The following is a 21,420-nucleotide window of genomic DNA, read 5'->3' as shown; positions in this document are numbered from 1 at the left end:
TTCGGCTGGAGCAGGCTGCGTGTCGCCGCCTTCGGCGCCCGCAGACGCCTCGGCCGCGGCTTCAGCGGCCTCGGCGGGAACGTCGGCCGCAGGGGCTTCTTCACCCGCAGAAGCCTCGGCCGCAGCTTCCTCGGCCACCGGCTCTTCAGCCGGGAGATCGGCGGTGTCCGTCGGCGCCTGCTCGGCGGCGACGTCTTCCGCCGAAGTCGGGGCAGCGGCCTCTTCCGCAGCGGCTTCGGCCGGCGCGGCCTCCTCGGTCACGGCTTCCTCGGCGGCCGGCGCTTCGGCGGCAGCCTTGGCGGCTTCCTCGGCCTCGGCGGCCTTGGCGGCCTGCGCTTCGAGACGCTCCTTGGCCTTTTCGCCAGGCTCGGCCTTCTTCGGGTTGTTGCGCGCCGGGCGCTCCTTGATGCCCACGGCATCAAGAAAGCGCAGGACGCGGTCCGACGGCTGCGCGCCGACGCCCAGCCAATGGTTGATGCGGTCGGCGTCGAGTTTCACGCGATCCGGCGAATCCTTTGCCAGCAGCGGGTTGTAAGTGCCGACCTTCTCGATGAAGCGGCCGTCGCGCGCGTTGCGGCTGTCGGCAACGACGATGCGATAATAAGGACGCTTCTTCGAGCCGCCACGGGCCAAGCGAATTGCAACTGCCATTTTCGTATTCCTTTCAGTCTATTCGTTTATTTCTTTGAAAACTTGTCAAAACCGGGGGGAAGGTTGAAGGCGGGGCCGCCGAGGCCAGGCAAGCCGCCCGTGCCGCCGGGGAGGCCAAGCCCGCCGGGCGGCATGCCGCCGGGCGGTGCGAGCCCGCCGAGCGCTCCTTCCAGGCCACCCTTGTTGAACATCGCGGCGAGCTTGCCCAAGCCGCCCATTTTCTTCAGCCGCTTCATGGCGTTGGCCATTTCCATGTGCATCTTGAGCAGCTTGTTGATTTCCTGAACGGTCGTGCCGCTGCCCTTGGCGATGCGGATCTTGCGCTTGGCGTTGATCACCTCGGGCTTGGCGCGCTCCTTGGCGGTCATCGACGACAGCATCGCTTCCATGTGCACCAGCGCCTTGCTGTCGGCCGCTTTGTCCATCGCGCCCTTCATGCCCTTGAGGCCCGGCATCATGTTGGCCAGCGCGCCGAGCCCGCCCATCCGCTGCATCTGCTGAAGCTGCGCGCGCAGATCGTCGAGGTCGAACTTGCCCTTGGCCATCTTGGCCGCGAGCGCTTCGGCTTCCTCGACCTTGATCGTTTCCGCAGCGCGCTCGACCAGGCTGACGACGTCGCCCATGCCGAGGATCCGCCCCGCGACGCGCTGCGGGTGGAAGGCCTCGAGCGCGTCGATCCCCTCGCCCACGCCGGCGAATTTGATGGGCTTGCCGGTGACCGCGCGCATCGACAATGCCGCGCCGCCGCGCGCATCGCCGTCGAGCCGGGTGAGCACCACGCCGGTGAGGTCGACCTGCCCCGCAAAGCCCTTGGCAACGTTGACCGCGTCCTGCCCGGTCAGCGCATCGACCACGAGCAGGGTTTCCGCCGGGGTCGAGGTCTCGGCGACGGCCTTCATTTCGGCCATCAACTGATCGTCTACGTGGAGGCGGCCGGCGGTGTCGAGCATGACAACGTCGTAGGCCTGGAGCCGCGCCGACTGGATCGCGCGCCGCGCGATGTCGACAGGCTGCTGGCCGGGGACGATCGGCAGCGTATCGACGTTCGCCTGGCGGCCGAGCACCGCAAGCTGCTCCTGCGCCGCGGGCCGTGCGACGTCGAGGCTGGCCATCAGCACCTTCTTGCGGTCTTTCTCGGTCAGGCGCTTGGCGAGCTTGGCGGTGGTGGTCGTCTTGCCCGAGCCCTGGAGCCCGACCATCATGATCACGGCCGGCGGCGTGACGCCAAGGTTCAGCTCGGCAGTTTCGGCGCCGAGCGTTTCGACCAAGGCGTCGTGGACATATTTGACCACCATCTGCCCCGGCGTGACCGACCGCAGCACTTCGGCGCCCACGGCCTTTTCGGTGACCTGATCGACGAAATCGCGGGCGACCGGCAGCGCGACGTCCGCCTCGAGCAAGGCGACGCGCACTTCGCGCATCGCGGCGCGCACGTCGGCCTCGTTAAGCGCGCCGCGCCCGCGAAGCCGGTCGAATACGCTACCGAGCCGATCGCTCAGGGTGTCGAACATTCAATTCTCCTCAGCGATGAAACGCGCGGCAAAACGCAAAAGACGCCGGCGGGCGAAACCTCGCCGGCCAGCGTGCATCCGTGGACGCGCTCATCGATGTTGTCCTTAAGACGCTGGCGCCCCTAGCGCAGGCGCGGCTTCAGTTCAACCGCGGGGTTTGCCGCCGCTGGGCTTGGGACCGCCACCCGGCTTTCCGCCGCCCGGCCTGCCCCCGCCACCGGGTCCGCGCCGACCGGGGGTGCGGCGGATGTCGCGGCGCTCGGTCGGACCGCGACGCTCGCGCTCGGGAACGCGGTCCATCGGGCGGCTGGCCTGCATCGCCTGCTTGGGCCCGACCGCATAGCCCTCCTTCAGCAGCTGAGTGAACGCCGTGCGCGCGCTGGCGATGATGGCGTCTTGAAGCGCTTTGGGCAGGTCGGCGAAGGTGACGTTTGGATGAATCGCCTGCACGTCGCGCAACAGGTTGTTGGGCAGACCGCCCGACCCCGCCTTCAGCGCAGCGATGGCATCGAGCACCGCGGAGAAGATGACCGATTGCATGACGTCATTGGCGGCTCGTTGCATGTCAGGATCATCTCGCGGCTGGTGGACTATGGTCGGCGCGCTCCCTAAGTCACGCGACCGATGCGGCGCACCTTCCACAAGATGCATGGGCTGGGCAACGATTTCGTGATCGTCGACGCGCGAGAAGCGCCATTCGACGTCACGCCGTCGCTCGCGCGGGCCATATGCGACCGCCGCACCGGTGTCGGCTGCGACCAGCTGATCGTGCTCGAGCCGAGCGATGCCGCCGACCTCAGGATGCGCATCTGGAACAGCGACGGCGGCGAGGTCGAAAGCTGCGGCAATGCGACGCGCTGCGTGATCCAGCTGACCGGCGCGCGGCGCGTCGACAGCGCGGGCGGGTTGCTGACGGGCGAGGATCTGGGCGCCGAGGTCGAGGTCGTGTTGCCCGCACCGCGCTTTGGCTGGGACGATATCCCGCTGGCCTACCCGACGGATACGAATCCGCTGCCGATGGCGTGGGACGCGCTCGAAAATCCGGTGGCGGTCAATGTCGGCAACCCGCATCTGGTGTTCTTCGTGCCCGATGTCGGCGAGGTTTCGCTCGACGAGCTCGGACCAAGCATCGAGAACGACCCCGCATTTCCAGAGCGGATCAACGTCAACGTCGCAACCTTGGCCGATAACACGCTGAAATTGCGAACGTTCGAGCGTGGCGCAGGCGAGACGCCGGCGTGCGGAACGGGCGCCTGCGCAAGCGCGGTCGCGGCAATCCTGACCAAACGCGCGCAGTCGCCGATGAATGTCGAGATGGCCGGCGGCGCGCTGACGATCGATTGGGCGCCGGGCCAGCCGATCCGCATGCGCGGCGGCGCGACACACGTGTTCACCGGCGAACTCGATTTGGCGGCCCTGGCATGAGCGTCGAGACGATCACGCTCGGCTGCCGCCTCAACTTTGCCGAGAGCGAGACCATCGCGCGGTCCGCGCCGGCGGGCGAGAACTGGGTGGTGGTCAACAGCTGCGCGGTAACCAACGAGGCGGTGCGCCAGACCCGCCAGGCCGTCCGCCGGGCGCATCGGGATCGGCCTGATGCGCGGATCCTGGTGACGGGGTGCGCTGCGGAGCTGAAGTCGGGGATGTTCGCGGAGATGCCCGGCGTGGCGCTGGTGGTGGGGAATGCGAGCAAGCTCAACGCGTTCGCGATGGATGACGCCATGACGTCATCCGTCCCCACCGGCATGCTGCACAAGGTCAAGAGCTTCGTCGTGGTGCAGACTGGGTGCGATCATCGCTGCACATTCTGTTCGATCTGGCAGGCGCGCGGGGAGAGCCGGTCGCTGCCGTTCGAAGCGATCCGCGATGCGGTGGCGCGCGAGATCGACCTCGGGGCGAAGGAGATCGTCCTCACCGGGGTCGACATTACGGACTATGCGGGCGGACTAGGCACACTTTGCCAGCGGTTACTGACATCCGAACCGCGGCTGAGGCGGCTGCGCCTGTCCTCGCTCGACAGTATCGAGATCGACGAGGCCTTGTTCGAGCTCATTGCCGGCGAACCGCGGCTGATGCCGCATTTCCATCTGTCGCTTCAGGCGGGCGACGACCTGATCCTCAAGCGGATGAAGCGCCGCCACAGCCGCGCCGAGGCAGTGGCGGCGGTCGCGAAGATCAAGGCGGCACGCCCGGACGCGACGATCGGCGCCGACTTGATTGCCGGATTTCCTACCGAAACTGAAGAGATGGCCTTGAACTCACTCAGATTGCTCGACGATTGCGACGTCGTCGCCGCACATATCTTCCCCTTCTCCGCACGTCCTGACACCCCGGCCGCGCGGATGCCCCTAGTCGCGTCCGAAGTCGTTAAAGCCCGTGCCGCCCGCCTGCGTGCCGCGGCAAGCGAGCGTCGAAGCCGCTGGCTCGACAGCCTGGTCGGGTCGGTCCAGCCGGTGCTGATCGAAGGCCCTGGGCAAGGGCATAGCGACGCGTTCGCGCCCGTTCGGCTTGACGGCGCGGCACGCGGCGAGACGGGGCGCGCGCGGGTCACCGGACGTGCGGGCAACGCGCTGACGGCGGTGTGGGCATGAGTTGGCTCGACCGCCTGCGCGGCGGCTTTTCCAAAACCGCCGAACGCGTCGCCGAGAACCTCACCGGCCTGACCAGCACGGCGGCGCTCGACACCGCGACCCTCGACGACATCGAGGAAGCGCTGATCGCGTCGGACCTTGGCCCCGAGGCGTCCCGCCGGATCCGTGAGGCGATTGCCGCGCGCAGGTTCGAGCAACTCGACGAGCGTGGGCTTCGCACGATCCTTGCCGAAGAGATCGAGAAGATCTTAGCGCCGGTCGCCAAGCCGCTCGAAGTATGGGGTTTTCCCCGCCCGCACGTCATCCTCGTGATCGGCGTCAACGGATCGGGCAAGACCACCACAATCGGCAAGCTCGGGCGGCTGCTCAAGGAGCAGGATTATGGCGTTTTGCTCGCTGCCGGAGACACGTTCCGCGCCGCCGCGATCGAGCAGCTTAAAATCTGGGGCGAGCGGATCGGGGCCCCGGTGATAACCGGCAAGGAAGGCGGCGATGCCGCGGGGATCGTGTTCGACGGGGTCAAGCAGGCGACTGCTACGGGCATCGATGCCCTCATCGTCGACACCGCCGGGCGACTGCAGAACAAGTCGCACCTGATGGACGAATTGTCGAAGATCCGCCGCGTGCTCGGCCGGCTCAACCCCGAAGCGCCGCACGACATCCTGCTCGTGCTCGACGCCACCACGGGGCAGAACGGCCTTGCTCAAGTCGAAGTGTTCCGCGAGAGCGCGGGCGTGACCGGCCTCATCATGACCAAGCTTGACGGCACCGCGCGCGGCGGCGTGCTTGTCGCGGCAGCCGAGAAGTTCGGTCTGCCGATCCATGCCATCGGCGTCGGCGAGCAGGCGGACGACCTGCGCCCGTTCGATCCCCGCGCGGTGGCTAGGGCAATTGCAGGCCTGCCGCCCGAATGACGTCCCCTCCCACGACCAAAGCCGAACCGCAGGGCGGCGCGAAGCTGCTGATCGACCTCGGGCCGCTGCTCGTCTTCTTCCTCGTCAACTTCTTCGCGCCCGTACCCGGCGCGCTCAAGGTGTTCGTGGCGACTGGGGCATTCATGGTCGCGATGGTTGCGGCGATGCTTTACTCGGCGCTGCGCTACCGCTCGGTGTCGCCGCTGCTGCTGTTTTCGGGCGTCATGGTGGTACTGCTCGGCGGGCTGACCATCTGGCTGCGCGACGAAACCTTCATCAAGATGAAGCCGACGGTCTACTATATGCTCGTCAGTGCACTGCTCGGCTTCGGGCTGCTGACCGGCCGTCCCTTGCTCAAGGTCGTGCTCGGCAGCGCCTATCCCGGGCTCGACATGTGCGGATGGCGCAAGCTTACCCGCAATTGGGCCATCTTCTTCGGTTTCATGGCCCTGCTCAATGAGATTGTCTGGCGCAACAGCTCCACCGATTTCTGGATCGGCTTCAAATTGTGGGGCGCGATCCCACTCACCTTCCTGTTCGCCGCGGCCAACATCCCGATGCTGATGCGCCACGGCCTGATGCGCGAGGACGCCACACCGGCCGAGCCTGGGCCGGTCGAATGAGCGACCCCATCCTCTCCATCCGCGGTTTGCGCAAGCAATATGGTAGCGGCACCGAAGCGCTGAAGGCGGTCGACCTCGACATTCGGCGGGGGGAGATTTTCGCGCTCCTCGGTCCCAATGGCGCGGGCAAGACGACATTGATCAGCATCATCTGCGGCATCGTGAAGCCGTCGGGCGGTGAAGTGCTGGTCGACGGCAAGGACTGGCAGCGGAACTTCCGCGAGGTGCGCAAGCGCATCGGCTTGGTTCCGCAGGAACTGACGATGGACCTGTTCGAGCCCCTGCTCAGCACGGTCAGCTTCAGCCGCGAATTGTTCGGCCGCCGCCCCGATCCGGCGCGGATCGAGCAGATCCTCAAGGAATTGTCGCTGTGGGATAAGCGCAAGACGATCCTCAAGGAATTGTCGGGCGGCATGAAGCGCCGCGTGATGATCGCCAAGGCGCTGGCGCACGATCCCGACATCCTGTTTCTCGACGAACCCACTGCCGGGGTCGATGTCGAGCTGCGCCGCGACATGTGGAACATGGTCCGCCGCCTGCGCGAGATGGGCACGACGATCATCCTCACGACCCATTATATCGAAGAAGCCGAGGAGATGGCCGACCGCGTGGGCGTCATCAACAAGGGCGAGCTGATCCTGGTCGAGGAGAAGGCCGAATTGATGAAGAAGCTCGGCCGCAAGATCCTCCACTTGCAACTGACCGAGCCGCTGGCGACGGTTCCGCCGGCCCTGGCGCAATGGAGCCCGCAGCTTGCGGACGACGGATCGACCCTGGTCTATGAATTTGACGCCAAGGCCGAGCGCACGGGCATCCCTTCCCTGCTGACGGCGATGCGCGACGCGGGGATCGCCTTCAAGGATCTCGACACCAAGCAATCGAGCCTCGAGGACATTTTCGTGGGGCTGATCCACGAGAAGAAGGCGGCGGCATGAGCCCTCTCCCCCAATCGTTCGTCCTGAGCGGAGGCGCGTAGCGCCGCAGTCGAAGGGCGCCCTTCGACTTCGCTTCGCTCCGCTCAGGACGAACGGGGTCCAAATGTCCGGAGAACGCGCATGAACTGGCGCGGGATCTGGGCGATCTACAAGTTCGAGATGCACCGGTTCAAGCGGACGCTTTGGACCGGGCTCGCGGTGCCGGTCATCACCACCTCGCTCTATTTCATCGTCTTCGGCGCAGCCATCGGCAGCCGGATGACCGAGATCGACGGCATCGCCTATGGCGCGTTCATCGTGCCCGGGCTGATGATGCTGTCGCTGTTTACCGAAAGCATCTTCAACGCCAGCTTCGGCATCCACATGCCGCGCTTCACCGGCACCATCTACGAAATCCTGTCTGCGCCTTTGTCGGCGATCGAGACGGTAATCGGCTATGTGGGCGCGGCGGCGACGAAGGCGATGAGCGTCGCGCTGGTGATCCTCGTCACCGCGCACCTGTTCGTCGACCTGCGCATCGAGCATCCGTTGCTGATGCTGGTCTATCTGCTGCTGGTCGCCATCACCTTTTGCCTGTTCGGCTTCATCGTCGGCATCTGGGCCAAGGGGTTCGAGCAATTGCAGGTGATCCCCCTGCTGGTGATCACCCCGCTGACCTTCCTCGGCGGCGCATTCTATTCGATCGACATGCTGGCCGAGCCCTGGCGCTCGATCACCTTGTTCAATCCGGTGGTCTATCTGATCAACGGCTTCCGCTGGACCTTTTTCGGCACAGCCGACGTCGCATTCGGGGTCAGCTTGGCGGCAACGTTCGCATTCATGCTGACATGCCTGGCCGTTATCGCCTGGATCTTCCGGACCGGATATCGCCTTAAGCAGTAGGTTCGGTCAGCCGGGCACCCTCCTGGTTGGCGCGTTCGACACCTTTGCTGTCGAGGTTCTCGCCGACGAAGTCCCAGTTGACGATGTTCTGCAGCACCGCGCTGGCGAACTTCGGGCGTTCGTTGCGATAGTCGATGTAATAAGCATGCTCCCACACATCGAGTGTGAAGAGCGGAACCATCCCGTCGTGAACCAGCGGCGTGTCGGCATCATGGAGCGAGGTGATGCGCAGCGCGCCCTTGTCGAGCACCAGCCACGCCCAGCCGTTAGAGAAATGGTTGACCGCCTCGGCATGCAATTTCTCGAGCATCGCCTCGGCCCCGCCGAACGCATCGTCGATCAGATGCGCGAGCTTGCCCGTCGGCTTCTGCCCCTCGGCGGGCGCAAGGCACTGCCAGAAGAAGCTGTGGTTCCACAGTTGCGCGCTATTGTTGAATAGCTTTGTTTCGCCCTGGCTCTGGGCATCGCGGATAACCTGAACCAGCGAGGCGCCGCGCAGCTCGCGCTTGTCCTCCAGCATCTCATTGGTCTTGGTGACGTAAGTGCGGTGATGCTTGCCGTGGTGAAATTCCAGCGTTTCGGCCGACATGTGCGGGGCAAGCGCGTCCTTGCTGAAGGGCAGATCGGGCAGCTGGAAAGTCATGGTCGGCTCCTGACGGATGAGGATTGCTTTCCTCAGAACGTTGCTCGCCGCAACTGGCTCCGCACTTTACCGCGTCTTGCGCTTCATTGCGCGACCGTTCAGAGTTTTCGCCACGCGGCGCCAGTCGAAGGGGGAAAATGATGGGCAAGCTGTTCGAAAATCTTCACCTCGTCATCGGGATCGGGATCGCGCTGGCGATCGGCCTCATGGCAATTTTCCACGTCGACGAGATCAACGCGTCGGCCCTGCTGCAGTGGCTCCACGTCTTCTTCGGCATCATGTGGATCGGCCTGCTCTATTACTTCAACTTCGTGCAGATTCCGACGATGCCGACCGTGCCGGCGGAGCTGAAGCCCGGCGTGTCCAAATATATCGCGCCCAACGCTCTGTTCTTCTTCCGCTGGGGCGCGGCGCTGACCGTGCTTACGGGCGCGCTGCTGGCCTATGTGCAAGGCTATTTGGTCGAAGCGCTGACCTTGCAGCAAAGCTACCAGCTGATCGGCACGGGCATGTGGCTGGCGCTGATCATGGCGTTCAACGTGTGGTTCATCATCTGGCCCAACCAGAAACGCGCGCTCGGGCTGGTCGAAGCGGATGACGCGACCAAGGCAGCGTCGGCTCGGACGGCGATGATCACGTCGCGGGTCAACACCATGCTGTCGATCCCGATGCTCTACGCAATGACGGCGTTCCGCTACTAGCTCGCGTCTTGCAGCTTGTGGCGCTTCAGCGCGTGGCGAAGCTGATCGTAGCTTAAGCCGAGCGCCGCCGCAGTGGCGCGCTGGTTGAAGCGGTTGCGGTTGAGGGCATCTACAAGGAGCGTTCGCTCATATTCGGCGACGGCGGCGCGGAAATCGCTGGTCGTGGTCGACGGCATCGTCGGCGCCGGCGCGTCCGCTGTCACTGCGGCATCAGCTTCAGCTGGCGGGGCGACAGGCCGACTTGCCGGTGAGACGCCAGCCGACGGTGCCCACGGCGAATGAAAGGGGTCGAACATGATCTCTTCCACCGGGCGTTCGGGGTCCTCGTGGCGGTAAACGGCGCGCTCGGCGACGTTGCGCAATTCCCGGACGTTGCCCGGCCAATGATAGCTTTCCATCGCCGCGATCGCGCGCGGCGAAAACCCGGGCCAGTTCGACCATTCGAGCTCTGACGACATGCGGCGCCCGAAATGCTCGGCCAAGACGGGCACGTCGCCTTCGCGCGCCCGCAGCGGCGGCAAGGTGATGACCTCGAACGACAATCGGTCGAGCAGGTCGGCGCGGAACTTGCCCTTCTCCACCTGCGAAGGAAGGTTTTCATTGGTCGCAGCAACGATCCGAACGTCGACCGAGATCGGTTTCGAGGCGCCAATGCGCGTGATCTCGCCATATTCCGTCGCGCGTAGCAGCCGGTCCTGTGCCGGCATGGACAGAGTGCCAAGTTCATCGAGGAACAACGTGCCGCCGTCGGCCTCCTCGAAGCGGCCGTGGCGAGTCTTGGCGGCACCGGTGAAACTGCCCGCCTCGTGGCCAAACAATTCGGCCTCGATCAGATTTTCCGGCAGCGCCGCACAGTTCATTACGATCAGCGGCCCCGCCCAGCGCGAGGACAAGTGATGCAGGCGCTCGGCGATCAGCTCCTTGCCAGTGCCGCGCTCACCGATCACCAGGACAGGGCGATTGAGAGGCGCGGCGCGGCTGGTCCGCTCAACCGCGTCGAGAAACGCAAGGCTTTGCCCGATGAATTGTTCCGCCCGCTCCATGTGCCGTTTGTTGGTGGCGAATCCCACCATTTGGCAAGGATTTTCCATCTCGTTTCGCCGACAAAATGGCGATTCTCACGATTGTGTGTGGTTTTTGTGGAACTGGCACAGGGCTTGAATGGTGAGCCGTAAGTTTAGGGCCCTGATTTTGAACATGGAGTGCTGAATGGGAATTTTCTCGCGATCGCGGGACATTTTCGCAGCGAACATTACCGAGCTTCTCGACCGCTCGGAAGATCCTGCGAAGATGATCCGGATGGTCATCCTGGAAATGGAAGAGACCTTGGTCGAAGTGCGCGCCTCGGCCGCACGCTGCATCGCCGACGGGAAGGAGATGCGCCGCGCGCTCACCCGCCTCGACGAATTGCAGAAAAGCTGGACCGAAAAGGCCGAGCTGGCGCTGTCGAAAGATCGCGAAGACCTGGCAAAGGCAGCGCTGATCGAGCGGCAGAAGGCCGCCGACATGGCGGAGGGCCTGCGTAGCGAAATCGGCCAGATCGAAGCGACACTGAAGGGTTATGAGGGCGATATCGGCAAGCTGCAGAACAAGCTGCGCGAAGCGCGCGCTCGCCAGAATGCGATCGCCGCACGCTTCGAAAGCGCCGTCACGCGCGCCAGGGCCAGTGAGCTGCTCAACGGCAGCCGCACCGAAGATGCGTTCTCGCGCTTCGAAGTGCTCGAGCGCCGCGCCGACTTTGCTGAGGGGCGCGCCGATGCGCTGGGCATGACGGGGCCGAAGAGCCTGGAGGAAGAAATTGCCGAGCTGAAGGCCGCCGAGGCGGTCGATGCGGAGCTGGAAGCGATGAAGGCCGCGATCAAGGCCAAGGGAAAGTAAGGGGCAATGGAAGAAGAGATCATGGGAATGATGATGGGCGGCCTGGCCATCATCACGCTGTTCATCGGCCTGCCGTGGCTGATCTTCCACTATATGACGAAGTGGAAGCAGGCGAAGACGCTGACCGACAGCGATGAGCAATTGCTCGACCAGCTGCATGACGCGGCGCGGCGGCTCGACGACCGGCTGTGCACGATCGAGCGGATCATGACGGCGGAGAATCCCAATTGGCGGCAGCAATGCCTGCCGGGCCGCGAGCCTCACCGCCTGCTGCCTGAGGAGAATGAGCGTGTACGATAATCGCGACGATCGGGGCTATCTGACCGAGCAGCCGGCGAGCCGAACGCGCTTCTACCGCGACAAGCGCAACGGCAAGATCATGGGCGTGTGCGCGGGCATCGCGGACTATACCGGGTTCGACGTCAATCTGGTTCGCGTCTGCTTTATCGCCACGGTGTTCATGAGCGGCGGTTCGGTTCTGCCTTTCTACTTCATCGCCGGCTTCGTCACGCCGACCAAGCCGAGCGCGCTGGATTATGAGAACCGCGAGGACCGCCAGTTTTGGCAGGGCGTGCGCGCGTCACCGACCCGCACGGCCAAGGACATCCGCTCGCGCATGCGCGACATCGATCGGCGCCTGGCCGACATCGAAAGCTATGTGACCACCGAAAACCGCTCGCTCGCCAAAGAGATCGAGCAATTGCGCTAACCTTGTCTTGGAAAAATCGAACGGGGAACGATGGACATGAATTTCGGAGGGCCCGGCTTCGTCCTGGCGATCATCGCGATGAGCATGATTGCTTGGATCATAACTACGGCGATCCGTGCCAAGCACGGGTATCCGCTCACCGATGACTGCGGCAGGGCGGTGCACCCGATAAAGGGCGACGAAAAAGTCACCGCGGCGCTGAAAGAAGAAAACAGCCAGCTGCGCGCGACCGTCAATCGGTTGGAAGCTCGCCTTAGGGTTCTTGAGCGGATCGCCACCGATCCGGCCAAGCGATTGTCCGAAGATATCGACAGCCTTCGCTAAAGGAAAATGCAATGGATCCTGAAACACAGGCAGTTTTCGAGTTTGTTAGTGCCAATCTGCCGATCGTCCTAGCGATCGTGGTGGTGAGCGTCGGCGGTTGGATGTTCACGACCTGGCTGCGAATCAAGAACGGATACCCTCTGGAATCGAGTTGGGGGACGCCGATCCATCCGAAGACGGATCGCGAAGCGGCGGAACGCATCAAGTTGCTGACCAATGAAAATGCGCAGCTCCGCGCCGAAATCGGATCGGTCAAAGATCGCCTGCAGAACATCGAACGCATCGTCACCGACCAGCCCAATGCGCTGGCGCGCGAGATCGACGCGCTCACGATCGACGAGGGCGGACGCGCATGATGGGCCCCGGCGAGGCGCTGATTGCCTTCATCGTCGTCGGACTTCCCGTCCTGCTGCTGATGGTCGTCGCCGTTTCCTACTTCCGCTATCGGACCCGCAAGCTGGATGTCGATGCTCGGCTTGCGGCCGAGAAAGCCGCCCAATATGCCTCTCGCACAGGGGAACTCGAGCAGCGCCTGCGCGTGCTTGAGCAGATCGTCACCGACGGCGGCGCGCAGACGGCAGCACAGATCGAAGCACTGCGCGATCGCCCTCGGATCGAAAGCGGAGAGAAAGTGAAATGAACCCCTTTGAGATGGTCGCGATCATCGTGGTTGCGGTGATGATTGCGTCCGTGCTGCGCGCCAAATACGGCCACAACCGACGCGGCAACGATCAGATCGACCCGCAGGAGCGGTCGGAGAATTTGCGCCTTCGCGACGAGGTCAAGGAACTGAAGGAGCGCCTAAAGGTGCTCGAGCGCATCACCGTCGAAAAAGAAAACAGCCTTTCGCGCGAAATCGAGGATTTGCGCGACCGGTAAATGCCGCCGTCATCGCGAGCGGAGCGAAGCAATCCACGTTCTTCCGGAGCTGGATTGCTTCGTCTTTCGACCCTCGCAATGACCGGGATTCGGCTCTAAGGGCCGCGGCGTGGCCCTTCCCCCGCTCGACGACATTTACGACGAATTCGACCTGCTTGACGGCGAGGATCGCTATCGCTTGCTGATCGACCTTGGCAAACAGCTCGAGCCGATGCCCGACGCGCTCAAGACCGACGCAAGCAAGGTGCGCGGCTGCTCGGCTTCGGTCTGGGTCTATCCGATGGTGGAAGGCGGCAAGCTCCATTTCCTTGCCGATAGCAATGCCGCGATCACCAAAGGCATCGTCGCGCTGATCCTGTCTGCAGTGCAGGATCGTCCGGCCGCGGAGGTCGCCCAGTTGGACCTCAAGGCGGAACTCGCGCCGTTCGAGCTGGGCAAGCACCTCAGCGCCAACCGCACGCAGGGCATCCCCAACATGATCGCGCTGATCCGCGAAACCGCGCAGCGTTACGCTGACGCCGCCTAGACCGCTTTCCCTTCCTTCCGCTCCTCGGCCTTTTTCAGCACATCGTAGGCGGCCTGAATTTCCTTGAAGCGCTTGGCCGCCACTTCGTCCCCCGGCGTCGCGTCGGGGTGCGTTTCCTTCACTAGGCGGCGGTGCGCGGCCTTGATCGCGGTGAAGTCCGCGTCGCTGTCGAGCTCCAGCGCGTCGAGCGCGCGCATTTCGTCACGGCTGCGGCTGCCGTCGCCCGGGCCAGCCCATTTCCACTGCGCCGACTGCTTGTAAGCGGACGCGTCCTGTTCTTCCTCCGCGGCGCGCTTCGCCGCTTCCTCGGGACTGAGGCCGGCGAAGTAATTCCAGCCTTTATTGTACTCAGCGGCGTGGTTGAGGCAGAAGTACCAGCGTTCCGGGCTGTTGGGCGCCTTGGGCGCGGGCCGGTCGCCGATCTCGCCACAGCCCTCGCGATCGCACAGGCGCACGCGCGCGGCTTCGCGCGACTTCCCGTAGGAGCGCCAGCGGGGAAAGCCCCAGTCGTTCGATCTGCTCTGCTTTGCCATTGCCTCCCACTAGCCAGCGCGAGCTGGCTTTCAAATGTACGATTTCAAGCGAAGGCACGAGAATGAAGGAAAGTCACGAAGGCGGGCGTGTGCCCTTCGTGCCTTCACTTTCTGCTTTGCATCTTCGAGTAGGAAAAGTTGCCAGAGGGCCTGTAAGCCGGGTTCTGTCCACCGGCCCGAAGGACGGATGGGCGATCATTCCTCTAGGGGACAGGTTGCCCTGCCCCTCAAGCGACCAACCCGGGCGACGGGCCAGGACCAGGCCCATATGCCGCCCCTATTCGGTCTTGCACCCGGTGGGGTTTACCGTGCCGGTCCTGTTTCCAGTCCCGCGGTGCGCTCTTACCGCACCCTTTCGACCTGACCCGTCCGAAGGCGGGCGGAATGCTTTCTGTGGCACTGTCCCTGATCCCCGCTTGCGCGCGGACCGCCGGGTGTTACCCGGCACCGCAGTCCCATGGTGCCCGGACTTTCCTCTCCCCTGCGCAAAGGCTCGATTGACAAGTCCATGTTCAAGTCAACCGCAGCGTCAGCGCAGGCCAGCGATCGCCCGGCCCTCTGGCACGGGCAATATAAGCGAAGTCAGCCGCGCTGCACAGTCACTGCGGACGCGGCAGCAGGAGCGCGAGCAGTTTGGCGCGGCACTCGCCGTCGATGATGCCGTCGATCATGTCCGGGCGGAAGCGGCGCTGGAAGGCGATCACCGCCTTTTGCGGGTCGGTCACGTCATAGCCGAAACGTTCGAGCGCGAGGAGGAAGCCGGCGTCGGTCCAATAAGGATCGATGAGGTCACGGGTCGGGCTGGGCAGCGCCAGGCGCCGCTTGGCCAACGCCTCCCATGGGAACAGCTCCCCCGGGTCTTCCTTGCGCGCGGGCGCGATGTCGGAATGGCCGACGACGTTGCCGCGCCCGATGCCGTGCCGTTCCTTGATGTCGGCGACGAGCGGGATCAGCGCCGCAATCTGCTCATCGGGAAAGGGACGGTAGCCGAACTCATGTCCCGGATTGACGATTTCTATCCCGACGCTGGCCGAGTTGATGTCGGTCACGCCGCGCCAGTGCGATCGGCCGGCGTGCCACGCCCGCCGCGCCTCATCGACGAGGTGATAGACGGTCCCATCCTCGTCCACGCAATAATGCGCCGAGACCTTTGCTTCAGGGGAGGTCATGCGGTCGAGCGCGCCCTTGCAATCGGGCATACCGGTGTAGTGCAGTACGATCATCGAGACCGGCAGCTGGCGCTCGTCGCAATTGGGCGATGGGCAATCGACGAAATTCATGCGCGATAAGGCGCACAGCAACCGCGCTTGGGTCAAGCCCTCGCAACTCGGCGATCGGGACCGCCGCGCTTTTCGGTCTGGATGTCGCCGCCGGTCAGGCGGTACAGCCCGCGCGCCTTGATGTCGGCGCCAAGCTTGTTGGTCTGGCCGATCACCGTTTCCCCCGCGCCCAGCATCAGCCAGCCGTCGGGCGCCATTGCCGACGCCAGCCGTTCGAACGCCAGCGCTTTCTTGTCGGCGCTGAGATAGAGCAGGACGTTGCGGCACAGCACGATATCGAAGCCCCCCGGGTGCGGCGGCGGCTCGAGCAAATTGTGCACCTGGAATCTGATCGGCTTGCGCAAGGCTTCGGCCGCGCGCCAGCCGTCGGGGCATTCTTCGAACCATTTGATCATCTGGTTGATGCCGAGCCCGCGCTGAACTTCGAACTGACTGTACGTGCCGCTCCGCGCGCGATCGACGCAAGCGGTGGAAACGTCGCTGCCAAGGATGTCGACCGTCCAGCCGCGCCACGTCTCCGGTTCATCGGCGAACAGCATCGCAAGCGAATAGACTTCCTGTCCGGTCGAGCAGCCCGCCGACCAGATGCGGATTCGGCGGCTATCGGCGCGGCGCTGCGCAAGCTCGGGCAGCGCATGCCGCGCGAGTAGGTCGAACGGCGCGCGGTCGCGGAAGAAGTAGGTTTCGTTGTTGAGCAGGGCTTCGACGACACGCTGCGACAAGCTCGGCTCCTTGCCCATGACGAGGATGGTGATGAGCTCGTCAAGCGTAGCAATGCCGCGTTCGCGGAGCAGGCCCGACAGCGCGGTCTCGATCCGCCAGCGGCGGCTCATCGTCAATTGCTGGCCCGTCCGCGCCTCCAGAAGGCCGGCGAGAATGCGGCTCGAACTATCGCTTATTTGCACGCCGAATCCCCGGTCCTACCGGCAATGCGGCGCGCGATCTTGTCGGGCGGCAGCACGGCGCAGGCGAGCCCAGCTTCGAGCACCGCGCGCGGCATGCCCCAGACGGCGCAACTGGCTTCGTCCTGCGTGATGACGCCGCCGCCGCATGCAACCAGACGCGCCGCGCCATCGACTCCGTCGCGGCCCATGCCGGTAAGCACCACGCCGAGCGCACCGCGTCCGAAGACCGTGGCGGCGGACGCAAACATCGGATCGACCGAAGGCATGCAACCGCTTGCGCTGCGGCCTTCGACCAGGTGAACCACGGGTCCGTCGCGCGATGCTTCGACCGTGAGGTGCGCATCGCCCGGCGCAAGCAGGATCCGGTCGCGTACAAGCGCCATCCCATCCTCGGCAACGATTGCCTCACGGCCCGCGGCGGCGCCAAGCTGACGCGCGAACACGTTCATGAAGGCGACGGGAAGATGCTGCGTAACGAGGATCGGGACGCCGATGCGACGCGGCAAAGCCTGGAATAGCGCGCCCAGCGCGTGGATGCCCCCGGTCGACGCGCCGATCGCCAGCAGGTCGATCGGATCCGACGGCATGGCGCGCAGCGGCGCGGTGATCCCTATCGACGCCGGCACCGCAACCGTCACGCCGCCCGCAAAGCCGAGCGCGCGCAGCTTGCCAAGCAAGACTTCGGAGAAGCGCCCGTTGAAGCGGCCCGTGCCTGGCTTGGGCAAGGTGTCCGCAGCGCCCAGCGCAAGCGCTGCGACGGTCTGCTCGGCGCCTTCCTCGGCAAGCGAGGAAACGATCATCACCTTGGCGCCAGCGGCAGCGCGGATAATTCCCGGTAGGGACTTGAGCCCGCCGGCGCCGGGCATTTCGAGATCGAGCAGGACGATGTCGACGCGGATCGCACGCAATGCGTCGATCGCGTCCTCAGCGGTGGCGGCAACGGCGGCGATTTCGAACGCCGGATCGCTTTCGATCATTCGCGACAGCACGGCCCGGGCGACCATCGAATCATCGACGATCATCAGCCGGATGCGGCGGTGTGCGCGTTTGGGCTCCGGAAAGCGGTCCCGCGATCTGGCGAGCGCCCGCTCCACGATCAGCGGCTCAGGCGACGCCGACGAGCTGCAGCTTGATGTGGAGCGTTTCGCGGTCGAACGGCTTCATCACATATTCGTCCGCGCCCGCTTCCAGCGCCGCGCGGATGTGCACCATGTCGTTTTCGGTGGTGCAGAAGACCACCTTTGGCTGGTCGCTGTGACCGCGCTGCCGAAGCAGCTTCAGAAACTCCATGCCGCTCATCACCGGCATGTTCCAATCGAGCAGGACAACGTCCGGCATCTTGGATTCGCACCGTGACAGCGCTTCCTGTCCGTCACCGGCTTCTTCGACTTCGAACTCGAGCGTCTCGAGAATGTGCCGCGCCACTTTGCGGATCACTTTCGAGTCATCGACGATCAAGCAACTCTTCATGGTTCGACTTCCCACAAACCCTGGACCACGGCTGTAATCGGCAAGGGTAACGAAGACCTTAAGCGGCAGCCTTGGTCTCGGCGCCTGCGATCAGCGCGCCGACGTCGACCAGGAGCAGCGGCCCCTGCTCGGTTTCTATCATTCCCTTCGAAGCGCGCGCCCAGCCTGCGGCCATCGACGCGCGCACTGGGACCGGCTCCGACAAGGCCTCGACGACGTCTTCGACCAGGTCGACGATCAAGGCGTAATGGTGCGAATCCAGCTCGACCACCGCAGCTTCGCGGATGCCGTCCGAGCAATCGGTTTCACCCAGTTCGAGTGAGCGCATGCAATCGATCACCGTCAGCACTCGGCTGCGCAATGCGGACAGGCCGGCGACATGCGGTGCCGCGCGCGGCACCGGCGTCAGCGCATCGAGCTCGACCACTGATTCGACGGCCGCGGCGGACATAGCAACGCGCTCGCCACCGATGGTTACGACCAGCAACAGCTCGCTCATTTTGCGCCTCCTGCGGATTTGAGTGCCATCAGCAGACCGGCGCGGTCGTAACGATAAATGCTCTCGTCCTTTTTGCCCGAAGCTTCGGGTTCGCCGCGCAGCCAGATCGTACGTGTGCCATCGGCCGGCGCGTTTGCGCCTTGGGCGGCAATGACGAGATCGGCGGCGACATCGTCCTGCTCGCCGACGACGCGATAGCCAGCCGCCTCGACCATTGGCCGGAGCATGTTCTGCATCCACGGGTCATCGCCCGGCAGGCGGCAGACCAGGGGTTCGGCCGGCCGCGCGGCGGCGCCGACATGATTGGCGAACAGCCAATGCGCGTCGAGCAATTCGGCGGGCTCGCCGTTGATTAGCGAAACCCCGCTGACCTCGCCTTCACGTCCGGCATGGATGACGTCATTGTCGATCGCCGCAAAATCGATCACGTCGGCAAAGGCGTAGCCGACTTCGTGAACGCCATCGTTGAGGCGGAACAGGCGCACCTTGCCGTCGGCGAAGTCCATGTTCGTGGCCCCGGCAAGGGGAAGAATTGAATCGCCAAGTTGGACCCGCAATTGTCCCGCCGCCTGCCTGACCGCGCTTGCCGGAACTTCCTCGATCCGGTCGACGACCGCGAGGCGCAAAGCTCGGCGAGCGCCGTCGAGACCGTGAAACAAGAGAACGGATTGCGCCGCGGCTTCCGCGCTTTCCGAGGCCTCGGCAATGCGCGCCGTGCGTTCCTGCGCTTCGAGGCGAACGCCGCCGACTTCGGCGAGGCCAGCCGGATCAAACAGCAGGATCGGGCTACCGTCATCGGCGAGTGTCGTGCCGGCGTAAATGCCGGTCGCCATCACTGCAGGCGCGGCGGGCTTGACCACCAGCTCCTCGTGATCGTGGATGCGGTCGACGGCGAGGGCATAGACATCTCCGCCGGCGGGACGAAGGACGATCAAAGTGCGCTCCTCGGCGGGCACGTCGCTGTGGAGCCCGAGGATGTCGGCCAGCGACACTTCGGGCACACGGCGGCCGCGGATGGTGGCGATGCCGGCACCGCCGACATGCTCGAGCGTGACCGATTCGCCGTTGGCGCGGACGATCTCATCGATCGCCGAGCGCGGAATGGCGAAATGCTGGCCATCGATCGATACGGTCAGCGCGGGAATGATGGTCAAGGTCAGCGGAACGCGCAGGGTCATGCGCGTCCCCTGCCCCGGCGTGCTGTCGACCTCGACGATGCCGCCGATCCGCTCGACGTTCGAGCGGACAACGTCCATGCCCACGCCGCGGCCGGAAATCGATGTCACTGCCTTGGCGGTCGACAAGCCCGCTTCGAAGACCAGCGCTAGCTGCTCTCGCGGCGAGAAGAGCGCGGCGGCCGCCTTGTCGACTGTCCCGGCCGCGATCGCCTTTTCGACCAGTTTCTTGCCATCGATGCCGCGGCCGTCGTCCTGGATGTCGATCAGGATCTGGTTCCCCGACTGGCGCGCCGACACGGCGAGCAGGCCGATCTCACGCTTACCCGCTTTCAAACGGTCGGCCGGCGTTTCGATGCCATGGTCGACCGCGTTGCGGATGATGTGGGTCAGCGGATCGCGAATCATCTCGATCATTTCCCGATCGAGCTCGACGTCGCCGCCTTCGATATCGACCAGCACCTGCTTGCCGAGCTCCGCACTGAGATCGCGGACCATGCGCGGAAGCCCGACAAACAGGTTTTCGATACGCTGCATGCGTGTGCGGGTGATCGCGTCGCGCATGTCGGCAATGATCGCGCTCAACCGCTCGAAGGCGCCGTCGACCGACACGTCGTTGGGCGCCTCGCGCAACCGGCGAGCGAGTTCGTTGCGCGCCAGCACCATGTCGGACACGGTGCTCATCACGCGATCGAGAAGCTCGACGGACAGGCGGATGGTGCGCGGCGCGGCGGGGGCTTTCTGCCCGTCGGCGGGCACGGCTGCGACGGGAGCCACAACGACTTCGGCGCCGGGCTCCAATGCCTCGATCAAGGCGCTGTCATCACCTGCGGGCATGTCCTCGCCCACTTCGATGGCGGCGACCATTTCGCCGATGCGGTCGATCACTGCGAGAACCGCGCTGACCAGCGCGCCATCGGCCTGGCGGCGGCCGGCGCGGACATCGGCAAGCGCATCCTCGGCGGCATGGCTGAGCGCCTCGAGCCGCGGGAATTCGAAGAAGCCGCAATTGCCCTTCACCGTGTGGACAAAGCGGAAGATGCTGTCGAGCCGGGCACGGTCGCCGGGCTGCGCTTCCCAAGCCACGATCTCCCCGCCCAGGGCCTCGAGCATTTCGCGGCATTCGGCGACGAAATCGGCGATCAGATCGTCCATCGGTGCGTGACTTCCCCCGGCGTGTCGCCCGCTTATGCCGGGGAGGAGTTAATGCGCCGTTAGTCGTGCGCCGCTTCAGGCTTGCGGCAACGTCGCCCCGATCATCAGCACTTCGCTTTCGGGATCGGACAGCCGGATTGAACCGCCTGCTTCCGCGGCGAGGCTGTGCGCGAGCCAGGCGCCCGCGGCGCGCGGCTCGACCGTTCCGGACGAAGCGCCCTTGGCCAATGTTTCGCGCAATGCGGGATCGAGCAGGATGCGCGGCCCTTCCCCCGCACGACCAATTCGATCGCGCCGTCGCGCCGCTCCGCCCCGACATCGAGCCGGCCGCCGCGCACCAGCGCATCCCCGCCAAGCAGCGCGAGATTGAGCAGCAGCTTCACCGCGCCCTTGGGCAGCTTGTCGCCCTCGACCAGCCAGCCCAGCTCGATCCGTCGTTCAGGCCCGAACACGCCCTCCAGCGCAGCATGCGCTTCGCGCGTGTCGACATCGTCGCCGAAACCACCCGCAGCACCGAAGGCGAGGCGGAAGAATTTCAACTTGCTGGCCGAGGCGCGCGCGCTGTCGGCGAGCAGCTCGAGACATTTTTCGCGCATGTCCGGATCCTGCTCATCAGAGAGCAGTTCGATGCCGTTG

The 21,420-nt window shown here is 64.8% G+C and carries 26 protein-coding genes, 1 other RNA gene and 2 pseudogenes; 15 read left to right on the top strand and 14 right to left on the bottom strand.

Features of this window, described 5'->3' with window-relative positions:
• Positions 1 to 195 precede the first annotated feature (195 nt).
• The 3 genes and pseudogenes from rpsP to H9L13_RS07270 form a co-directional block, all read right to left on the bottom strand.
• Positions 196 to 651: pseudogene (gene rpsP, locus H9L13_RS12745) on the bottom strand (30S ribosomal protein S16); the annotation flags it as partial.
• A gap of 26 nt (positions 652 to 677) precedes the next feature.
• Positions 678 to 2,162 carry a signal recognition particle protein gene (ffh, locus tag H9L13_RS07275; RefSeq protein ID WP_187537112.1) on the bottom strand — a complete coding sequence of 495 codons (1,485 nt, stop codon included), beginning with the start codon at positions 2,160 to 2,162 and terminating at the stop codon, positions 678 to 680.
• Positions 2,163 to 2,306: 144 nt separating this feature from the next.
• Complete coding sequence (locus H9L13_RS07270) at positions 2,307 to 2,726, bottom strand: hypothetical protein (RefSeq protein ID WP_187537111.1); 420 nt, start codon at positions 2,724 to 2,726, stop codon at positions 2,307 to 2,309.
• 60 nt (positions 2,727 to 2,786) lie between these two features.
• Between H9L13_RS07270 and dapF the strand changes: the two genes are divergently transcribed.
• The 6 genes from dapF to H9L13_RS07240 all read left to right on the top strand — a co-directional run bounded on the left by dapF (position 2,787) and on the right by H9L13_RS07240 (position 8,107).
• Positions 2,787 to 3,587: a diaminopimelate epimerase gene (gene dapF / locus H9L13_RS07265; protein ID WP_187537110.1), complete on the top strand. Its 801-nt coding sequence runs from the start codon at positions 2,787 to 2,789 to the stop codon at positions 3,585 to 3,587.
• Positions 3,584 to 4,753 carry a MiaB/RimO family radical SAM methylthiotransferase gene (locus H9L13_RS07260; protein WP_187537109.1) on the top strand — a complete coding sequence of 390 codons (1,170 nt, stop codon included), beginning with the start codon at positions 3,584 to 3,586 and terminating at the stop codon, positions 4,751 to 4,753. The genes dapF and H9L13_RS07260 overlap by 4 nt, the downstream gene beginning before the upstream one ends.
• The gene (gene ftsY, locus H9L13_RS07255; protein WP_187537108.1) at positions 4,750 to 5,667 is read left to right on the top strand and encodes a signal recognition particle-docking protein FtsY; all 918 of its coding nucleotides are present in this window, start codon (positions 4,750 to 4,752) and stop codon (positions 5,665 to 5,667) included. Before H9L13_RS07260 ends, ftsY begins: the two co-directional genes overlap by 4 nt.
• A complete protein-coding gene (locus H9L13_RS07250; RefSeq protein WP_187537107.1) occupies positions 5,664 to 6,290 on the top strand; it encodes a septation protein A in 627 nt (208 codons plus the stop codon). Before ftsY ends, H9L13_RS07250 begins: the two co-directional genes overlap by 4 nt.
• On the top strand, positions 6,287 to 7,225 hold the full coding sequence (locus H9L13_RS07245) for an ABC transporter ATP-binding protein (protein WP_187537106.1): 939 nt from the start codon (positions 6,287 to 6,289) through the stop codon (positions 7,223 to 7,225). The genes H9L13_RS07250 and H9L13_RS07245 overlap by 4 nt, the downstream gene beginning before the upstream one ends.
• A gap of 120 nt (positions 7,226 to 7,345) precedes the next feature.
• The gene (locus H9L13_RS07240; protein WP_187537105.1) at positions 7,346 to 8,107 is read left to right on the top strand and encodes an ABC transporter permease; all 762 of its coding nucleotides are present in this window, start codon (positions 7,346 to 7,348) and stop codon (positions 8,105 to 8,107) included.
• Here the strand turns inward: H9L13_RS07240 and H9L13_RS07235 are convergent.
• Positions 8,097 to 8,750: a superoxide dismutase gene (locus H9L13_RS07235; protein ID WP_187537104.1), complete on the bottom strand. Its 654-nt coding sequence runs from the start codon at positions 8,748 to 8,750 to the stop codon at positions 8,097 to 8,099. The two genes, H9L13_RS07240 and H9L13_RS07235, sit on opposite strands and share 11 nt — an antisense overlap.
• A 140-nt stretch (positions 8,751 to 8,890) precedes the next feature.
• Here H9L13_RS07235 and H9L13_RS07230 point away from each other — a divergent pair, with 140 nt between their 5' ends.
• Positions 8,891 to 9,451 (top strand): urate hydroxylase PuuD, encoded by a 561-nt coding sequence (locus H9L13_RS07230; RefSeq protein ID WP_187540227.1) that lies wholly within the window; start codon positions 8,891 to 8,893, stop codon positions 9,449 to 9,451.
• Here H9L13_RS07230 and pspF read toward each other — a convergent pair.
• The gene (pspF, locus tag H9L13_RS07225) at positions 9,448 to 10,494 is read right to left on the bottom strand and encodes a phage shock protein operon transcriptional activator (protein WP_187540224.1); all 1,047 of its coding nucleotides are present in this window, start codon (positions 10,492 to 10,494) and stop codon (positions 9,448 to 9,450) included. The genes H9L13_RS07230 and pspF overlap by 4 nt on opposite strands.
• 166 nt (positions 10,495 to 10,660) lie before the next feature.
• Here pspF and pspA point away from each other — a divergent pair, with 166 nt between their 5' ends.
• The 8 genes from pspA to H9L13_RS07185 all read left to right on the top strand — a co-directional run bounded on the left by pspA (position 10,661) and on the right by H9L13_RS07185 (position 13,767).
• The gene (pspA, locus tag H9L13_RS07220; RefSeq protein ID WP_187537103.1) at positions 10,661 to 11,329 is read left to right on the top strand and encodes a phage shock protein PspA; all 669 of its coding nucleotides are present in this window, start codon (positions 10,661 to 10,663) and stop codon (positions 11,327 to 11,329) included.
• Positions 11,330 to 11,335: 6 nt separating this feature from the next.
• Positions 11,336 to 11,629 (top strand): envelope stress response membrane protein PspB, encoded by a 294-nt coding sequence (gene pspB / locus H9L13_RS07215; protein WP_187537102.1) that lies wholly within the window; start codon positions 11,336 to 11,338, stop codon positions 11,627 to 11,629.
• A 79-nt stretch (positions 11,630 to 11,708) separates the two neighbouring features.
• Positions 11,709 to 12,038, top strand: a complete 330-nt coding sequence (locus H9L13_RS07210; protein ID WP_235091306.1) for a PspC domain-containing protein — start codon at positions 11,709 to 11,711, stop codon at positions 12,036 to 12,038.
• Between the two features lie 36 nt (positions 12,039 to 12,074).
• Positions 12,075 to 12,362 (top strand): hypothetical protein, encoded by a 288-nt coding sequence (locus H9L13_RS07205; RefSeq protein ID WP_187540222.1) that lies wholly within the window; start codon positions 12,075 to 12,077, stop codon positions 12,360 to 12,362.
• 11 nt (positions 12,363 to 12,373) lie between these two features.
• The gene (locus H9L13_RS07200) at positions 12,374 to 12,718 is read left to right on the top strand and encodes a CD20-like domain-containing protein (RefSeq protein WP_235090749.1); all 345 of its coding nucleotides are present in this window, start codon (positions 12,374 to 12,376) and stop codon (positions 12,716 to 12,718) included.
• Positions 12,715 to 13,002, top strand: a complete 288-nt coding sequence (locus tag H9L13_RS07195) for a hypothetical protein (protein ID WP_235090747.1) — start codon at positions 12,715 to 12,717, stop codon at positions 13,000 to 13,002. Before H9L13_RS07200 ends, H9L13_RS07195 begins: the two co-directional genes overlap by 4 nt.
• A complete protein-coding gene (locus tag H9L13_RS07190) occupies positions 12,999 to 13,241 on the top strand; it encodes a hypothetical protein (protein ID WP_187537100.1) in 243 nt (80 codons plus the stop codon). Before H9L13_RS07195 ends, H9L13_RS07190 begins: the two co-directional genes overlap by 4 nt.
• A gap of 109 nt (positions 13,242 to 13,350) precedes the next feature.
• The gene (locus H9L13_RS07185; RefSeq protein WP_187537099.1) at positions 13,351 to 13,767 is read left to right on the top strand and encodes a SufE family protein; all 417 of its coding nucleotides are present in this window, start codon (positions 13,351 to 13,353) and stop codon (positions 13,765 to 13,767) included.
• Here the strand turns inward: H9L13_RS07185 and H9L13_RS07180 are convergent.
• The 9 genes and pseudogenes from H9L13_RS07180 to H9L13_RS07140 all read right to left on the bottom strand — a co-directional run bounded on the left by H9L13_RS07180 (position 13,764) and on the right by H9L13_RS07140 (position 21,380).
• On the bottom strand, positions 13,764 to 14,300 hold the full coding sequence (locus H9L13_RS07180; RefSeq protein WP_187537098.1) for a J domain-containing protein: 537 nt from the start codon (positions 14,298 to 14,300) through the stop codon (positions 13,764 to 13,766). The genes H9L13_RS07185 and H9L13_RS07180 overlap by 4 nt on opposite strands.
• 137 nt (positions 14,301 to 14,437) lie before the next feature.
• An RNA gene (gene rnpB, locus H9L13_RS07175) (RNase P RNA component class A) lies at positions 14,438 to 14,862 on the bottom strand.
• Between the two features lie 37 nt (positions 14,863 to 14,899).
• Positions 14,900 to 15,580, bottom strand: a complete 681-nt coding sequence (locus H9L13_RS07170) for an N-acetylmuramoyl-L-alanine amidase (RefSeq protein WP_187537097.1) — start codon at positions 15,578 to 15,580, stop codon at positions 14,900 to 14,902.
• A 32-nt stretch (positions 15,581 to 15,612) separates the two neighbouring features.
• Entirely contained in the window at positions 15,613 to 16,485 is an 873-nt protein-coding gene (locus H9L13_RS07165; protein ID WP_187537096.1) for a CheR family methyltransferase, read from the bottom strand.
• A complete protein-coding gene (gene cheB / locus H9L13_RS07160) occupies positions 16,476 to 17,507 on the bottom strand; it encodes a chemotaxis-specific protein-glutamate methyltransferase CheB (protein WP_187537095.1) in 1,032 nt (343 codons plus the stop codon). The genes H9L13_RS07165 and cheB overlap by 10 nt, the downstream gene beginning before the upstream one ends.
• Positions 17,508 to 17,589: 82 nt before the next feature.
• On the bottom strand, positions 17,590 to 17,955 hold the full coding sequence (locus H9L13_RS07155; protein WP_187537094.1) for a response regulator: 366 nt from the start codon (positions 17,953 to 17,955) through the stop codon (positions 17,590 to 17,592).
• Between the two features lie 58 nt (positions 17,956 to 18,013).
• Positions 18,014 to 18,454 (bottom strand): chemotaxis protein CheW, encoded by a 441-nt coding sequence (locus H9L13_RS07150; RefSeq protein WP_187537093.1) that lies wholly within the window; start codon positions 18,452 to 18,454, stop codon positions 18,014 to 18,016.
• Positions 18,451 to 20,784, bottom strand: coding sequence for a chemotaxis protein CheA (locus H9L13_RS07145; RefSeq protein ID WP_187537092.1), 2,334 nt, complete (start codon positions 20,782 to 20,784; stop codon positions 18,451 to 18,453). The genes H9L13_RS07150 and H9L13_RS07145 overlap by 4 nt, the downstream gene beginning before the upstream one ends.
• A gap of 75 nt (positions 20,785 to 20,859) precedes the next feature.
• A pseudogene (locus tag H9L13_RS07140) lies at positions 20,860 to 21,380 on the bottom strand (histidine phosphotransferase family protein).
• Between the last annotated feature and the right edge of the window lie 40 nt (positions 21,381 to 21,420).

This window comes from Sphingomonas lutea (genome assembly GCF_014396785.1).
Classification (GTDB): domain Bacteria; phylum Pseudomonadota; class Alphaproteobacteria; order Sphingomonadales; family Sphingomonadaceae; genus Sphingomicrobium; species Sphingomicrobium luteum.
This window is presented reverse-complemented; position numbering and strand designations above follow the sequence as displayed.

Excerpts from the sequence above, each read along its gene's own strand:
- H9L13_RS07155 (WP_187537094.1), bottom strand. The coding sequence starts at position 17,955 with ATGAAGAGTTGCTTGATCGTCGATGACTCGAAAGTGATCCGCAAAGTG.
- H9L13_RS07200 (WP_235090749.1), top strand. The coding sequence starts at position 12,374 with ATGGATCCTGAAACACAGGCAGTTTTCGAGTTTGTTAGTGCCAATCTG.
- H9L13_RS07180 (WP_187537098.1), bottom strand. The coding sequence starts at position 14,300 with ATGGCAAAGCAGAGCAGATCGAACGACTGGGGCTTTCCCCGCTGGCGC.
- H9L13_RS07205 (WP_187540222.1), top strand. The coding sequence starts at position 12,075 with ATGAATTTCGGAGGGCCCGGCTTCGTCCTGGCGATCATCGCGATGAGC.
- H9L13_RS07230 (WP_187540227.1), top strand. The coding sequence starts at position 8,891 with ATGGGCAAGCTGTTCGAAAATCTTCACCTCGTCATCGGGATCGGGATC.
- pspF (WP_187540224.1), bottom strand. The coding sequence starts at position 10,494 with ATGGAGCGGGCGGAACAATTCATCGGGCAAAGCCTTGCGTTTCTCGAC.
- H9L13_RS07260 (WP_187537109.1), top strand. The coding sequence starts at position 3,584 with ATGAGCGTCGAGACGATCACGCTCGGCTGCCGCCTCAACTTTGCCGAG.
- H9L13_RS07195 (WP_235090747.1), top strand. The coding sequence starts at position 12,715 with ATGATGGGCCCCGGCGAGGCGCTGATTGCCTTCATCGTCGTCGGACTT.
- H9L13_RS07245 (WP_187537106.1), top strand. The coding sequence starts at position 6,287 with ATGAGCGACCCCATCCTCTCCATCCGCGGTTTGCGCAAGCAATATGGT.
- H9L13_RS07235 (WP_187537104.1), bottom strand. The coding sequence starts at position 8,750 with ATGACTTTCCAGCTGCCCGATCTGCCCTTCAGCAAGGACGCGCTTGCC.
- pspA (WP_187537103.1), top strand. The coding sequence starts at position 10,661 with ATGGGAATTTTCTCGCGATCGCGGGACATTTTCGCAGCGAACATTACC.
- pspB (WP_187537102.1), top strand. The coding sequence starts at position 11,336 with ATGGAAGAAGAGATCATGGGAATGATGATGGGCGGCCTGGCCATCATC.
- H9L13_RS07170 (WP_187537097.1), bottom strand. The coding sequence starts at position 15,580 with ATGAATTTCGTCGATTGCCCATCGCCCAATTGCGACGAGCGCCAGCTG.
- H9L13_RS07145 (WP_187537092.1), bottom strand. The coding sequence starts at position 20,784 with ATGGACGATCTGATCGCCGATTTCGTCGCCGAATGCCGCGAAATGCTC.
- cheB (WP_187537095.1), bottom strand. The coding sequence starts at position 17,507 with ATGATCGTCGATGATTCGATGGTCGCCCGGGCCGTGCTGTCGCGAATG.
- H9L13_RS07190 (WP_187537100.1), top strand. The coding sequence starts at position 12,999 with ATGAACCCCTTTGAGATGGTCGCGATCATCGTGGTTGCGGTGATGATT.
- H9L13_RS07240 (WP_187537105.1), top strand. The coding sequence starts at position 7,346 with ATGAACTGGCGCGGGATCTGGGCGATCTACAAGTTCGAGATGCACCGG.
- H9L13_RS07210 (WP_235091306.1), top strand. The coding sequence starts at position 11,709 with ATGGGCGTGTGCGCGGGCATCGCGGACTATACCGGGTTCGACGTCAAT.
- ffh (WP_187537112.1), bottom strand. The coding sequence starts at position 2,162 with ATGTTCGACACCCTGAGCGATCGGCTCGGTAGCGTATTCGACCGGCTT.
- H9L13_RS07270 (WP_187537111.1), bottom strand. The coding sequence starts at position 2,726 with ATGCAACGAGCCGCCAATGACGTCATGCAATCGGTCATCTTCTCCGCG.
- ftsY (WP_187537108.1), top strand. The coding sequence starts at position 4,750 with ATGAGTTGGCTCGACCGCCTGCGCGGCGGCTTTTCCAAAACCGCCGAA.
- dapF (WP_187537110.1), top strand. The coding sequence starts at position 2,787 with ATGCGGCGCACCTTCCACAAGATGCATGGGCTGGGCAACGATTTCGTG.
- H9L13_RS07150 (WP_187537093.1), bottom strand. The coding sequence starts at position 18,454 with ATGAGCGAGCTGTTGCTGGTCGTAACCATCGGTGGCGAGCGCGTTGCT.
- H9L13_RS07250 (WP_187537107.1), top strand. The coding sequence starts at position 5,664 with ATGACGTCCCCTCCCACGACCAAAGCCGAACCGCAGGGCGGCGCGAAG.